This window comes from Aliinostoc maniaoense, assembly GCF_058172895.1.
The window spans coordinates 4,838,839-4,852,935 of sequence record NZ_CP187952.1 but is presented as its reverse complement, the minus strand read 5'-3'; the positions used below and the strand labels follow the sequence as shown (position 1 = coordinate 4,852,935).

Annotated in this window: 16 protein-coding genes; 10 read left to right on the top strand and 6 right to left on the bottom strand. The window is 40.3% G+C overall.

Translation table 11 applies throughout. The annotated features are described in order from the left end of the window. Positions 1-76: 76 nt before the first annotated feature. The 3 genes from ACPZ3T_RS21020 to ACPZ3T_RS21010 are packed head-to-tail and all read left to right on the top strand — an operon-like array spanning position 77 to position 3,187. Positions 77-1,264 carry an ABC exporter membrane fusion protein gene (locus ACPZ3T_RS21020; RefSeq protein ID WP_490271400.1) on the top strand — a complete coding sequence of 396 codons (1,188 nt, stop codon included), beginning with the start codon at positions 77-79 and terminating at the stop codon, positions 1,262-1,264. 42 nt (positions 1,265-1,306) lie between these two features. Then, positions 1,307-2,479, top strand: coding sequence for an ABC transporter permease DevC (gene devC / locus ACPZ3T_RS21015; RefSeq protein ID WP_490271399.1), 1,173 nt, complete (start codon positions 1,307-1,309; stop codon positions 2,477-2,479). Between the two features lie 24 nt (positions 2,480-2,503). Next, positions 2,504-3,187, top strand: a complete 684-nt coding sequence (locus ACPZ3T_RS21010; RefSeq protein WP_490271398.1) for a DevA family ABC transporter ATP-binding protein — start codon at positions 2,504-2,506, stop codon at positions 3,185-3,187. 250 nt (positions 3,188-3,437) lie between these two features. On the opposite strand, the gene ACPZ3T_RS21005 is transcribed toward ACPZ3T_RS21010, so the two are convergent. Beyond that, a complete protein-coding gene (locus tag ACPZ3T_RS21005; RefSeq protein WP_490271397.1) occupies positions 3,438-4,244 on the bottom strand; it encodes a fasciclin domain-containing protein in 807 nt (268 codons plus the stop codon). A 701-nt stretch (positions 4,245-4,945) separates the two neighbouring features. Here ACPZ3T_RS21005 and ACPZ3T_RS21000 point away from each other — a divergent pair. The 4 genes from ACPZ3T_RS21000 to ACPZ3T_RS20985 all read left to right on the top strand — a co-directional run bounded on the left by ACPZ3T_RS21000 (position 4,946) and on the right by ACPZ3T_RS20985 (position 9,322). Further along, positions 4,946-5,737 carry a glutathione S-transferase gene (locus tag ACPZ3T_RS21000; protein ID WP_490271396.1) on the top strand — a complete coding sequence of 264 codons (792 nt, stop codon included), beginning with the start codon at positions 4,946-4,948 and terminating at the stop codon, positions 5,735-5,737. A gap of 173 nt (positions 5,738-5,910) precedes the next feature. Beyond that, the gene (locus ACPZ3T_RS20995; protein WP_490271395.1) at positions 5,911-7,650 is read left to right on the top strand and encodes a helicase HerA domain-containing protein; all 1,740 of its coding nucleotides are present in this window, start codon (positions 5,911-5,913) and stop codon (positions 7,648-7,650) included. A gap of 20 nt (positions 7,651-7,670) precedes the next feature. Beyond that, positions 7,671-7,823 (top strand): hypothetical protein, encoded by a 153-nt coding sequence (locus tag ACPZ3T_RS20990; protein WP_490271394.1) that lies wholly within the window; start codon positions 7,671-7,673, stop codon positions 7,821-7,823. Positions 7,824-8,338: 515 nt separating this feature from the next. Then, positions 8,339-9,322: an RNA polymerase sigma factor, RpoD/SigA family gene (locus ACPZ3T_RS20985; RefSeq protein WP_490271393.1), complete on the top strand. Its 984-nt coding sequence runs from the start codon at positions 8,339-8,341 to the stop codon at positions 9,320-9,322. 82 nt (positions 9,323-9,404) lie between these two features. On the opposite strand, the gene ACPZ3T_RS20980 is transcribed toward ACPZ3T_RS20985, so the two are convergent. Then, complete coding sequence (locus tag ACPZ3T_RS20980; RefSeq protein WP_490271392.1) at positions 9,405-9,902, bottom strand: CRR6 family NdhI maturation factor; 498 nt, start codon at positions 9,900-9,902, stop codon at positions 9,405-9,407. A 368-nt stretch (positions 9,903-10,270) separates the two neighbouring features. Between ACPZ3T_RS20980 and rbp the strand changes: the two genes are divergently transcribed. Beyond that, a complete protein-coding gene (rbp, locus tag ACPZ3T_RS20975) occupies positions 10,271-10,570 on the top strand; it encodes an RNA-binding regulator (protein ID WP_490271391.1) in 300 nt (99 codons plus the stop codon). 52 nt (positions 10,571-10,622) lie between these two features. Here the strand turns inward: rbp and ACPZ3T_RS20970 are convergent, their stop codons facing one another. From ACPZ3T_RS20970 to ACPZ3T_RS20960, 3 genes are read right to left on the bottom strand one after another with little or no spacing between them, the layout of a single operon-like run. Beyond that, positions 10,623-10,979 carry a DUF760 domain-containing protein gene (locus tag ACPZ3T_RS20970; protein WP_490271390.1) on the bottom strand — a complete coding sequence of 119 codons (357 nt, stop codon included), beginning with the start codon at positions 10,977-10,979 and terminating at the stop codon, positions 10,623-10,625. Between the two features lie 45 nt (positions 10,980-11,024). Continuing rightward, on the bottom strand, positions 11,025-11,279 hold the full coding sequence (locus ACPZ3T_RS20965; protein ID WP_490271389.1) for a hypothetical protein: 255 nt from the start codon (positions 11,277-11,279) through the stop codon (positions 11,025-11,027). Continuing rightward, positions 11,266-11,712, bottom strand: a complete 447-nt coding sequence (locus ACPZ3T_RS20960; protein WP_490271388.1) for a TOBE domain-containing protein — start codon at positions 11,710-11,712, stop codon at positions 11,266-11,268. Before ACPZ3T_RS20960 ends, ACPZ3T_RS20965 begins: the two co-directional genes overlap by 14 nt. A 100-nt stretch (positions 11,713-11,812) precedes the next feature. Here ACPZ3T_RS20960 and modA point away from each other — a divergent pair, with 100 nt between their 5' ends. Beyond that, the gene (gene modA, locus ACPZ3T_RS20955) at positions 11,813-12,610 is read left to right on the top strand and encodes a molybdate ABC transporter substrate-binding protein (RefSeq protein ID WP_490271387.1); all 798 of its coding nucleotides are present in this window, start codon (positions 11,813-11,815) and stop codon (positions 12,608-12,610) included. Then, positions 12,600-12,725 carry a hypothetical protein gene (locus ACPZ3T_RS20950; RefSeq protein WP_490271386.1) on the top strand — a complete coding sequence of 42 codons (126 nt, stop codon included), beginning with the start codon at positions 12,600-12,602 and terminating at the stop codon, positions 12,723-12,725. The genes modA and ACPZ3T_RS20950 overlap by 11 nt, the downstream gene beginning before the upstream one ends. Positions 12,726-12,742: 17 nt before the next feature. On the opposite strand, the gene ACPZ3T_RS20945 is transcribed toward ACPZ3T_RS20950, so the two are convergent. Further along, positions 12,743-13,843, bottom strand: coding sequence for a transposase (locus ACPZ3T_RS20945; protein WP_490271385.1), 1,101 nt, complete (start codon positions 13,841-13,843; stop codon positions 12,743-12,745). Positions 13,844-14,097 lie beyond the last annotated feature (254 nt).

Below are 14,097 nucleotides of genomic sequence, written 5' to 3'. Positions count from 1 at the left end.
ACGAAAAGAAGCAAAGGTGCTGTGTTAGAACACTAAACTATACTTTCAAGAGTCTACTAAATAGGAATAAATAATTATGGTAGGCAAACAAAGACAATTACCGACAAAACCTTTAGTTGGTTGGTCAATAATGTTGACAAGTATGATGGGTGTAGTTATGAGTATAGTTTCTATCTACAGCTTTTCCCGATCGCAGTTGAAATTACAAGCAGACTCTGTGACACCCATTAGTTCACCTGTGATGAGGAATGTTACTGCTTTAGGATATTTAGAACCTGAAGGAGAAGTTATTCGTGTATCTGCTCCTAATTCCCAAGGGGGTGTGCGAGTAGCAAAACTCTTTGTTAAACAAGGTAGTTGGGTACGTCAAGGGCAAACACTTGCTATTGTTGATAGTTATTATCCTCGTCTTGCTGCCTTGGAAATGGCACAAAAACAAGTTTTAGTGGCTCAAGCGAGCCTAAATCAAGTTCAAGCAGGAGCAAAAGCTGGAGATATCTCTGCACAAAAAGCAACAATAGCTCGTTTAGAAGCTGATTTAAAAGGAGCAACTGCTGTCAAACAAGCCACAATAGTTCGCTTAGAAGCGGAGTTAGATCATATCGCCAGTGAAAATCAGCGATATCAGCAGCTATATAAATTAGGAGCAATTTCAGCTTCTGAGGCGCAAACCAAGTATTTACGAGTTAAAGTTGCTCAACAGCAGTTAATGGAAGCAAAAGCTGCTCATGAGCGGATGCTCAAAACTATTCAACAGCAGTTAATGGAAGCGAAAGCCAAATTGGGGAGTATGACAGAAATTCGCTCGACTGATGTGCAAGCAGCAAAAGCTATTGTTGAGAGTGCAAAAGCTGCGGTTAAACAAGCTCAAGCCGAGTTGGAATTAAGTTATGTGCGATCGCCTATAGACGCTCAAGTTCTTAAAATAAATACACACCCTGGAGAAATTATCGGTACTACAGGTATAGCAGATTTAGGTCAGACCCAGCAAATGTACGTAGTAGCAGAAATTTATGAAACTGAGATTAAAAAACTCCATCTAGGCCAGTCTGCCATTATTACTAGTGATGCTTTACCAAACGAATTACAAGGAACAGTTACAGAAATTGGTTTACAACTAGGTAAACAAAATATTTTTAATACTTTAAAAGCTGATACAGATAATAAAGTCATGCAAGTCAAAATTCGTATTAATAATATGAAGGATAATCAACGAATTTCTGCGATGACTAACTTACAGGTTCAAGTACGTATTAATATTTAAATCTCCTCAACTTTTTTCCGTCTGTTAATTTAGGCTTTCAAGATGATTGTTAATATATCTCTAGCTTGGCTACAACTAGCGAAACAAAAAGTTCGCTTTTGTGTTGCTGTCACTGGCATTGCTTTTATTGCAGTCTTAATGTTTATCCAAATCGGTTTTCAGGATGCTCTTTATACCAGTGCTATACAACTACATAACAATTTACAAGGTGATTTATTTATTATTAGTAATCAATATCAATCTTTAACACTTCACCAAAGCTTCCCCCGATGGTATTTATATCAAATATTAGGTTTTGATGAAATAGAATCTGTTAGTCCTTTATATATGCAATTCGCTAAAGTAAAAAATTCAATTAATGGGCTAAAAATACCAATTTATGTTCTGGGTATCATTCCAGATAAGACAAATTTAGCACTACCAAATATTTCCCAAAAGCTCATATTACTAAAATTACCACTTACAGTATTATTTGATCGCAAATCTAGAACAGAATTTGGGCCAATTGTACAAGAATTTGAACAAGGCAAAACTGTCACGATGGAAATATTTAATTACACTTCCTCAATTGGGTATAAAGTCCAATTGGGTGGATTATTTAGTCTAGGCGCATCATTTGGAGTAGATGGTAATTTACTTGTTAGTACATCTACATTTTTTGAAATATTTCAAGACCGTTCACCACAAAATTTAGATATTGGGTTGATTAACCTTAAGCCTCATGCTAATACCCAAAAAATTTTAGCATCATTATCAGCTAAATTACCCAAAGACGTAAGAGTTATTACTCGTCAGGAATTTATTAATTTAGAAAAAAAATACTGGACACTAAGAGCGCCCGTCGGATTTATATTTCAATTAATGGTATCTATGGTATTTGTTGTGGGTGTAGTAATTGTCTATCAAATTCTTTATAGTAATATTGCTACTCATCTAGCTGAATATGCAACTCTTAAAGCAATAGGATTTAAAAACCAAGATTTATTAATAATAATTTTTCAACAATCTTTAATACTAGCGTGTTTTGGTTACATACCTGGAATTGGTATATCTATGAATTTATATATATTAGCAAAAGATGTCACCAAATTACCAATTAATATGACTTTCGATAAAGCAAGTTTGGTATTAATATTTATTGTTTCTATGTGTTTTATATCTGCTTTTATATCTACAAGAAAACTTCGGAATGTAGACCCAGTAGATATTTTTTAACTGTCATTAGCAATTTTTAGTAATATGTTCAAGCAAGACTCTCTTGTTAGTATTAGAAATCTTAACCATTACTTTGGGAAGAAAACACTAAAAAGCCAGATATTATTTGATATTAATTTAACTATTAAATATGGAGAAATTGTGACTATGACTGGGCCTTCAGGCTCAGGCAAAACAACATTGCTAACTTTAATTGGTGGATTACGCTCCGTACAAAATGGCAGTCTAAAATTTCTCGGACAAGAGCTTTATAGAGCGAGTCATGACCAGTTAGTACAAGTACGTCGTCACATCGGCTATATTTTCCAATCTCATAATCTATTAAATTTCTTAACAGCAAAGCAAAATGTTCAAGTTTCACTCAAATTAGACAATACTATTTCTCACAGGGAAGCTTGTAAACAGGCAGAAGCAATGCTTCATGCTGTGCGATTAGGAAATCGAGCCGATTATTACCCTGATGAACTGTCTGGAGGTCAAAAACAACGAGTAGCTATTGCTCGTGCCTTAGTACGTCATCCTAAATTAGTTCTGGCTGATGAACCGACTGCTGCATTAGATAGTAAATCAGGCCGAGATATTGTTAAGATCATGCAATTACTAGCTAAGGAACAAAATTGTTCTATTTTCATGGTGACGCATGATAGTAGAATTTTGGATATATCTGATCGAATAATTTATATAAAAGATGGACGAATAATTAATTAAATACAGATAAAGACTACTGGATTGACACAGCTAAAATAGTGCATTAGATTTGGATAAAAAACACAGATAAACGCAGATAAACGCTGATGAAAAAATTTTTTATTCCAACATTTTAGTCGTGTTAGTCCAGTAGGGTGCGTTAGGAGTAAGCCGTAACGCACCAAAGAGTCTGAGGAACTTGCCGTGCTTTCGCTGCTAACACACCCTACTAGCTTGGCCTTGAATATTTGTTTATTTGAAAATCCCTAACTTACAAATCAGGGGGTAAAATCACTTCATCAATGACATGAATGATACCATTACTAGCTTTGATGTCTGCCTGTGTTACCTTAGCTTCATTGACAGTAACACCAGTCTGAGGATCAACTTTCACATTGATCGCACCACCTTCAAGACTTTTGACTTCACCGGATTTTAAATCTGTCGATGCAACACTACCAGGAACAACATGATAAGTCAAAATTTTGACTAATACCTCTTTGTTCTCTGGTTTAAGCAATTCCTGTAAAGCGTCTTGTGGTAATTTTTTGAACGCATCATCAGTAGGCGCGAACACTGTTAAGTTATCTTTACCTTGGAGAGCCTCCGCAAGTCCAGCAGCTTTGATGGCTTGGGTTAACACTGTAAAAGAACCGTTAGACTCGGCTAATGCTAACAAGGTTTTGTTTTGAGTGTCAGTTGTACCTGCTGCTGGTGTTTCAGTTGTAGGTACTTGTGTTTCAGGTGCGGTGGGGTTGTTTGTGGGGGGGGGTACTACTTCAGTGGGTGTGGTACGACTACCACGGTTATAGGGAGGTTCGTTAAAGATACTCGGTCTAGGATTGAGTTTGCCATCCCCTGGAGTTTGTGCTATCGGTTTTTTATTGTTATCTTTTGTGAGTTGTGTAACACTATCAGGGGTAGATTGACTCCGATTATAGTGAGGTTCTTGAAAAATACTAGGATTGGGATTTAATACCTGTTTTGCACCTGATGGTAAGCTAATCAGGAAACTAACCCCTGCTAAACTTACTACACTAGCAAAATTAGTCAGCAGTTTGCTGTAGTTGACCTTCATAAATTTTGTTTGTTCTAATTTTACAGCGTTTACATTAAAGACTTATAACATCTTACTAGTAACAAAATCTAACTACGGCGGTAAGATTTTTCTATCAAAATATGGTTTTTCTCCTTTCAATCTTGCTATACATAGACTTCAGACTGATTTCCATAATTTTGGCAATAGAGCAAATCTAAGTACATTTCAAAAATTAAATACCCATCCTATACTTACGCTAGAATTTTGGCAACATCAACGATACTTCTATATAGATAACGTCGTGTACAAATTTCTCTCAAATCTAACCCCTAAACCGTTTCCTTTAAAGGAAAGGGAGGAAGAATCAAAACCTCTCACGCCACTTACTACAACGGGGGAAACCCGCGCAAGGCAGTTCCTTCTCCTTGCAGACTACAAGTTTGGGAGAGGGGTTTTACTAATAAGTTGCATATCGCATTAGATAGATAAAAATCATAAATAGAGCATTATAGCAAATATAATTTATCTGTGCTATTTTACGGTATAAATGTAGAAAATGCTATATTAAATGATACATAAAAATAGTTTTTGTGGGATGCTAAATCCCATCAAAAATGCCAATGTAGCAATTTTATAGGCAAGGAAATTAGGTAATAGTTAATGATTAACTCAGGAAATTTACTTGAAGTGAATATACAATTATAGAGTTCATGAACTGATTAGTTACAAGGTATATAATTATGTTGGAATTATACCAATGGGAACTCTCGCACTATTCAGAAAAAGTGCGACTGATTCTAGACTATAAAGGTTTAGAATACCGCAAAATTGAGGTAACACCTGGAATTGGTCAGGTAGAACTATTGAGATTGACTGGACAGCAAAAAGTGCCTGTCTTAAAAGATGGTAGTAGATATATTGCTGATTCAACAGAAATAGCTAAGTATTTAGACTTAGAATATCCCGATCGCCCTCTTATACCAAAAGACCCTAAACAACGCGCTTTAACTTTATTAATGGAAGAATGGGCTGATGAGTCAATAGGTATCAAGGGTAGAAAAGCATTATTTTCTGTGATTAGTAAAGACCAAAATGTTCGGAAATCTTTATTACCAACCTCAATACCAAATGTTCTCAAAGATTTAGTGGAAGGTGTGCCTGCGGATTTGATGACAGTGTTGGGTTTTGGTGTAGGATATACGCCAGATGCGATCAAAAGTGCGATCGCAGATTTAAAACAAGACCTAGAAGCAGTCATCCTCTTGCTAGCCGACAGTCCCTATTTAACTGGAGATGAACCCACCTTAGCTGATTTAGCAGTGGCAGGTTTATCCATGCTTTTAAAATTCCCAGAAGGAGCTTATTTAGATTTACCCACCAACCTGCGCGGTAAAGGTGTACCATCTATAGCTGATAACCCTGATTATGCACCCTTTTTTACTTGGCGCGATCGCATCTACACCCAATTCCGCAAACCCTTAACTATTGTTCCTACCCCCGGTTCTGCACCGACTTCTATTCAGATTGAATAATTTGTAGAGACAGACAGGGGAGATAGGGGAGACAGGGGAGACAAGGTAGACAAGGTAGACAAGGTAGACAAGGGAGAAAATCACTAACACCCCATGCCCCATGCCCCATGCCCCATGCCCCAAAATTCCTTAATTTTGAATTTTGAATTGATATGCCCCATGCCCATTAACTAATGACTAATGAAAATTCACAACAACCATTAGGTTCAGTAATAGAAGGTTCTCTGACTGGGGGTCTAGAAGTGCGATTACACCCCGATATCTCCGTTGAAGATATGCGGGTGGGTAAATTTTTAGTTGTACAGGGGATGCGATCGCGCTTTTTTTGTATGCTGACAGATGTAGCATTAGGTGCTGCTAATGCCCGTATTATTGCTAATCCCCCCAGTTGGGAGGACACTTTTTTACGGGATGTGTTGGCTGGTAGCGGTACATACGGCACGATTAACCTCGCACCGATGTTAATGTTTACCCCAGAATCTAATGAGTCTTTTTCCACTACTGACGGTAAATCTGCTAATCCCTTTGTGCCATCCTCTACTAATTTGGCTTCCTTCCAACCCCAAACTAGTACCACGATGGAATTACTCCCCGTGAAAACTATCCCTAGTCACTTTAGCCAAGTTTATGAGGCGAGTGTAGAAGATTTTCGCCGGGTATTTGGTTGGGAAGACGATCCCCAAAGGCGCAACTTTTCCATCGGTAAACCCTTAGATATGGATGTTCCCGTGTGTATCGATTTAAATCGGTTTGTGGAACGGAGTAATGGGGTATTTGGTAAATCTGGTACGGGTAAATCTTTTCTCACCCGCTTACTTTTAGCTGGTGTTATTCGCAAAAATGCCGCAGTTAACTTGATTTTTGATATGCACTCTGAATATGGCTGGGAGGCTGTAGCAGAGGGTAAAAACGTTAACACCGTCAAGGGACTCAAACAGCTATTTCCCGGTAGAGTCGAAGTTTACACCCTTGACCCCGAATCTAGCAAACGTCGGGGGGTACGAGATTCCCAAGAACTCTATTTAAGTTATGAACAAATAGAAGTCGAAGATGTGAAATTATGTAGTAGAGATTTAGGCTTATCGGATGCCGCTTTAGATAACGCCAACATCTTATATAGTGAGTTCGGCAAATCTTGGATTATCCAATTGCTGAACATGACTAATGAAGAAATTGAGATGTTCTGTGATGAAAAGCGCGGACATAAAGGCTCAATTATGGCCTTGCAGCGTAAACTATTGCGTTTAGATACTCTTAAATATATGAGAGCGGTTTGTCCGCAAAACTATATTAATAAAATCTTACAATCCTTAGAAGCCGGGAAAAATGTTGTAGTAGAATTTGGTTCGCAGTCGAATATGCTCTCCTATATGTTGGTGACTAACATGATCACCAGACGTATTCATGAGCATTACGTCAAAAAAGCCGATAAATTCTTACAAAGCAAAAATCCCAGCGATCGCCCCACACCATTAATGATTACCATAGAAGAGGCGCACCGTTTCCTTGACCCAGCCATAGTTCAAAGTACCATTTTCGGCACAATCGCCCGTGAACTACGGAAATATTTCGTCACCTTGTTAGTAGTTGATCAAAGACCCTCTGGGATAGATAATGAAGTCATGTCCCAAATAGGTACTCGCATCACCGCCTTGCTCAACGATGAAAAAGACATCGATGCCATCTTTACAGGTGTTTCTGGTGCTGGCGGGCTAAGGTCTGTGTTAGCAAAATTAGACTCCAAGCAACAAGCCTTAATATTAGGTCATGCCGTCCCTATGCCCGTGGTAGTAAGAACCCGTCCCTATGATGCCACCTTCTACGCCGAAATTGGTGATACCGCCTGGGAAGAAAAACCAGACGCAGAAGTATTTGCAGCTGCTGAACTAGCCAAAGCCGATTTAGGTTTCTGAAAATAAATGGGGAATGGGGCATGGGGCATTGGGCATGGGGCATGGGGCATTGGGCATTGGGTGTTAGTGATTTTCTACCTTGTCTCCCCTACACCCCTACACCCCTACACCCCTACACCCCTACACCCCTACATCCCTACACCCCTACACCCCTACACCCCAAAACCTATTAACTACACCCCCCCATAGCTAATTCCTAAATTTTACTCTTCGTAACTTCCCTCCATCATCTTGCCTTAGCCAGTTCGGTTATCTCCATACTTCCACGCAACAGAATAGGGGGTTTCCGCGTCAGTATAGATATAGTTAAGTTGTTCAAGGAAAGAAAATCTTTTTTAACAAACAGCCCATTTCGGATTATAATATATATCCCTCTTCAGGCTACTTTACTATTTGCCTGGTTTGTTTTATGATGAGATAAGTAGAACTCATACTGACTTCGGATTGAACAGTTGCCACTAGCAACTAGAGAAAGAATTCTTGAAAACAACCCAAATTGCTTGTCAGAGATTCAAAAATGTAGGGAAGCTAGGGGAACATATCTCAAAGACGCGCCTTCTGAAAATGGACATACCCTGATTGAAAAGTTTTGGTAGCGCGCCATGTTGTGTGATATTTGACTACTGTCCCTAGTCAGATTTAGTTACTCAAGATTGATTGTGTTTAGGGAGTAGAGGACAACGCACCAATGCCTACTGTTAACACCCACAACGAAGACCTGAACGCCAAATTCACGGCTGATATGGTGCGAACCTATCTGCGAGAAATTGGTAGAGTTCCCCTGCTCACCCGTGAGCAAGAGATTGTTTACGGGAAGCAGGTGCAGCAAATGATGTCACTTCTAGACGCTAAAGAAGCTTTAGCGAAGAAGTTAGAACACGAACCCAGTTTATCAGAATGGGCGGAATATGTTCACCAGTCGGAAACCGAGGTGAAACAAACCGTTGCTCAAGGTAAACGCGCCAAGCAAAAGATGATTGAAGCGAACCTACGCTTGGTAGTAGCCATAGCGAAGAAGTACCAGAAACGTAACATGGAGTTTCTGGATTTAATCCAAGAGGGAACTTTAGGATTAGAGCGAGGCGTAGAGAAATTTGACCCCATGCGGGGTTATAAATTCTCCACCTACGCTTACTGGTGGATTCGCCAAGCAATTACCCGTGCGATCGCTCAACAAGGGCGAACAATTCGCCTACCGATCCATATTACCGAGAAACTGAACAAAATTAAAAAAGTTCAGCGCGAACTAGCTCAGACTTTAGGAAGATCCCCTTCTCCGACGGAAATTGCCAAAGAACTAGAACTAGAACCTGCTCAGATTCGTGAATATCTGAACATGGCGCGTCAACCAGTTTCCTTAGATGTGCGAGTCGGTGATAACCAAGATACAGAACTACAAGAAATGCTCGAAGATGAAGGCCCATCTCCAGAGTATTACACCACCCAAGAGTTCTTACGCCAAGACTTAAACACCTTGTTAGCGGAACTCACACCCCAACAGCGAGAAGTGTTAGCACTGCGCTTTGGTTTAGAGGATGGTAACGAAATGTCTCTAGCAAAAGTCGGCGAACGATTAAACCTCAGTCGTGAGCGTGTTCGGCAGTTAGAACATCAAGCCTTAGCTCATCTCCGTCGCCGTCGAGCTAATGTCAAAGAATACGTTGCTAGCTAAATCTCACATCTTAGCTATGCGGCGTTCCTCCAAGGTGATGCGCCTCCTGAACTCAGGGGGCAATTTTTTTGATCTTCATCCCTCAAAACATTTCAAAAAAGGCATCATCTAATTCGTAACCTAGCATTTGCGCCATAGATTTAATTCTGGCTGGTGAGGGAATATCTTGCTGTTTTAACCAGTCACTTAAAACAAAAACCTTGTGCATCAAAAATATTTCTAAAGCTTCAGGATTATATTGAATACCCTCCTTAGCACTAAATTGATGGGGTACAAGCATAGCGGTGTAACGAGCCAGTTCTCCCGCTTTCCAATCTAATAAAAATGGCAACCAGGGATATTTGGCATCTAACCGCACAAACCACAATCTTAATTCAGGCAATTCTGACAATTCACGAGGATCGCCAGGTTCGAGGGGATAGTTAATATCAAACTGTAACTGCTGTTCGTACTTAGCGTAAACGCTTTGTGTTTTGTCTGGAGATGCTGCCTCTTGTAGCAATTGATTCATTACCTTATCAACAGGTGATAAATCCAGATAGTTAACAGAATCAGTATTGAGTGCGATCGTGATTGTCATGGACTCAACAGCTACTTTTTGTACACAGTGGTAGACTTGACACTTTACAGTACCAGCTTTCTGCAATCAAAGCTACATTTGCAGCAGAAAAAGTGGGATAAAGGGGTGTAGGGGTCTACCCCCACACCCCTACACCTCCGCATTCAAAATGACCTGTTCCCCGTTAACTGTAAATATGTGCTTACATAACATTTTCTGAAATTTATCGCTCATAACTAACAATCTGTGTTACCATCTGGTTTGAGAATTATATTCGGTTATAGTGTTTGTTTTTAGTATTGACAGGCTTTCTCCTTTTGGTATTTGCAGACTCTCTCCGAAATCTAAATCTCTACAAACTCATGTGATGATTTTGGAGACATAAATAAATGTCAATTTATGTAGGCAACCTCTCTTACCAAGTAACAGAAGATAGCCTCACTGCTGTTTTTGCAGAATATGGTACTGTAAAGCGAGTTCAAATCCCTACAGATAGAGAAACAGGTCGCTTGCGTGGCTTTGCCTTTGTAGAAATGGATTCAGAAGACCAAGAAACAGCAGCCATTGAAGCTCTTGATGGTGCTGAATGGATGGGTCGTGATTTGAAAGTCAACAAAGCAAGACCCAAAGAAGACAAAGGTTCATTTGGCGGTAATCGTAACCGTGGCTATCGTAATAACCGCTACTAAGTTCGATATTATCGAATAGCATTAATCAATTGATATAAGGAGATGTAAGAAATCACATCTCCTTATATTTTAATTCTGTATGATCATCACGTTGAAGAAAACAGGACTTTTCTAGTTCTAGTCGTTGTTCGACATTACGCAAGAAATAGCCATCGACCATTGCAGATCCTAAAAGCTTACCCAACTCATCACGGGTAGTAGTGATAGTAGTATTGAATTTCCCACCACCTAAATTACCCAGATTTGCTACGATAGCACGTTGAATTAACTCAAGAACTTCTGGTGAAGCCGGTTTAGATAATTGGCTAACCGTTTGAGTATCCAGAGATCGTACATATTCCCATAACCGATTGTGATTCATCACTTCAGTTAAAGAATTTTCAGGATGACGATGGGAATCCTTACTCATAGTAATTATCTCAACTGCTGCTCAACTATCAATTAATTTAGCAATTTACTTTTTAGCTCCTAGTTCGCATAACCGAACTCTACTAAGAGTAGTTCTACGAATGGCGGGAAGCGATGGAATTTTTGAGAATTGGGAATTGGGAATTGGGAATTGGGCATTGGGCATTGGGCATTGGGCATTGGGGTAAATATTTCTCCCTTGTCTACCTTGTCTACCTTGTCTCCTCTGCTCCCCTGCCCCCTGCCCCTGCCCCCTGCTCCCCTGCCCCCTGCCCCCTGCCCAAAAACTACTCTCTAGCAATCACAATATCATTTGATTTAATAACAGCGTAGGCTTCTGCACCTTCGACTAGTCCTAAGTCTTCAGCAGACATTCTCGTGATAATAGAGGTTAACTCTACTTTGTGAACAATTTCTAGGGTGACTTCACTATTGACAGCACCAGCAACAACTTTTTTCACCACACCTTTAAGAATATTGCGGGAGCTAACTTTTAAGGGTCTTTTAGGAAGATTCACTTCTAAAGGCAAATTTTCAGGTGGTTTTGTTTCTATCTTCTCTACCTCTGTGGTTGGTAATGATTTTGGCGGTGGTGGTTGTTGATGAAGACCGCGCACAAGTTCCCGCAAAATCTCAGTTTTGGTGCGCTGAGACTGCTGGCAGAACTCCTCTAAAATCTTGCGTTCGTCTTCCGATGTTTGAAAGGTGATCCATCCTTGTTCTTTTCTTGGCATAATGTTACCAATTTGGTTGGTAAATATCGAATTTATCCTTAAGTACGATCCTACCAAGCCTCAATCCTTGGAACAGAATCTATCTCAGCCTGATTTTCCTATGAAACGAAGACAAATTATTACTTTTCTTAGTGCAGCATTCGCTAGCTGTTTGATAGCAGTTGGCTTATCTTTTTTGACACCATCTCCGGTAGCAGCACAATCTAATGCCAATCTATTAATATCTGCTGCTGCCAGTATGAAAGATGCAATGGAAGGAATTAAGCTTGTTTATCAAAAGAAAAATCCTAACATCAACATCACTTATAACTTTGGGGCATCTGGAGCTTTGCAGCAACAGATTGAACAAGGTGCGCCAGCAGATATATTTATTTCTGCGGCTAGAAGACAAGTAGATGCTTTAGAGCAGAAAGGGCTGTTGTTGCCTGGTACACGAGGTATCCTAGCAAAGAACCGCCTAGTTTTGATTGTTCCTAAAAACGCTACAGGGATTACTAGCTTCTACAATTTGAGAGATGCCAACATTAAGCGAGTGGCAATGGGTGAACCCAGGAGCGTCCCCGCAGGGCAATATGCTGACCAAGTCTTACGAAAACTCAAGCTTTTACCTCAAATTCAGCCGAAATTAGTCTACGCTAATAATGTGCGTCAGGTTTTAGCAGTGGTAGAAAGCGGTAATGCGGATGCAGGGTTAGTTTATGCCACTGATGCTAAGATTTCCGATAAGGTAAAGGTTGTAGTGGCTGCTGATGAAAAATACCATTCTCCAATTATTTATCCTTTAGCAGTGGTTAAAAGTAGTAAAAATCCTAATCCTGCTAAGGAGTTTATCAAGTTCTTAACTACTGACAATGAAGCCAAGAATGTATTGAAAAAGTACGGCTTTATTGTGCCTTAGTAGGGGCAGGGGGGCAGGGGGCAGGGGGCGGGGGAGCAGGGAGACAAGGGAGACAAGGGAGCAGGGGGCAGGGGAGCAGGGGGAGTGTGGGGAGAGAGGGGAGTGTCGCTTTTAAGGGTAGGGGTTTAAAAATCAGGCAGTAGAGAGAGTGATTTTCAAGACATGAAGTTGTGGAGTCAAGTTAGGCCAAGGTTGAGGGAAAAAGCTACCGATTGGTAAAGGTTCTCGATTAAGAACAGCAGCTTTAATGACTAAAAATCCCCGCCGAAAACAACTCAAGCAACGATGGACGACACTATGTTTGAAATTGCGTCGAGCAACATGAGTGGGTGGTAACTCATCTAAACTACTAATGGGTAGATTGGCATCAACTTCTCCACCGACGCTAACTTGCCACAGAGTAGCAACAGCCATCGCCAACCAATGCCTCTCGGCGCGTTTGGGGTGAGTAATTTTGGTGCGATGCCAACCAAAACCGCCGCGTTTACCATCTTTAAACAGACACTCAATCCAACAGCGCATGGTATACCAGCAAGCATCCGCAATTTCCGGTGGTAAATCTGTGAGAATTAACCAAGGGTCAGCATAACCCTCATCATGGCGAGCTACCAAAGTACATTTGACAGAGTTAGTTTTAAAACAAGTCACTAAACCAGAGAACGACTGACCAACTTCCGAAACCAGAGTATTTAAAGGTTGCCAAGATTCAGTTCCTTGAGGTTTGAACTGTCCAATTTGGTTAATTCGCATAAATGGATGCCAACCCAGGGATTGAATTTGTTGATATAGCCAGTCAGCATACAATCCACGGTCTGTGGTCACTATGACAAACCAATCTGCTGGTACAGTCTCTCTGATGTCGCTCAAGAGTTTTTGCCAGTGCGGTTTCCAACTTCCTGGTTTAGTTGCCTCCACTATTTTCCAGGCTATGGGAATTCCACAACCCCTGTAAACAACACTAATCGCTAAGACTGTAAATCTATCACTCAATGTTGTGGCATCAGCTGCTAATGCCAACCGTTTTTCTTCTTTTGTCCACAGACTCAGAATCCATAACAACAAAGGTCTAAAACACAATGTCACATCTAGTGTTGCCCGTCCTGTTGTTGCTTTTGTTTTATCTTCCCCATCTCTTAACCATTCTCTGAGTTGCTGACGTACCGTATTTTCCTTTTTTCCCAATAACTCTGCTAAGAATACTGACACTGTTGTCAGTCCACACGATTGGGTCATTACTATCCCAAAACTCCACATTGCTAGTATCAATGCTTGCGACTTGGACAGATGGGGCATCTTTTCTATCACTGTTCTAGTCCATTGCCTTAATTCCTCATTTTTTCCTAACAGCATTCTCCCTGACACCCTCAATTCTTCGCTTTATCTGACTTGCGGATTTTTGCGGTTTGATAACAGTTTTATATTTTACCTGCTTTTCTGCCCCTTTCTTAAACCCCTACCCTTAAAAGGGGGAGTGTCGGGGGAAAGAT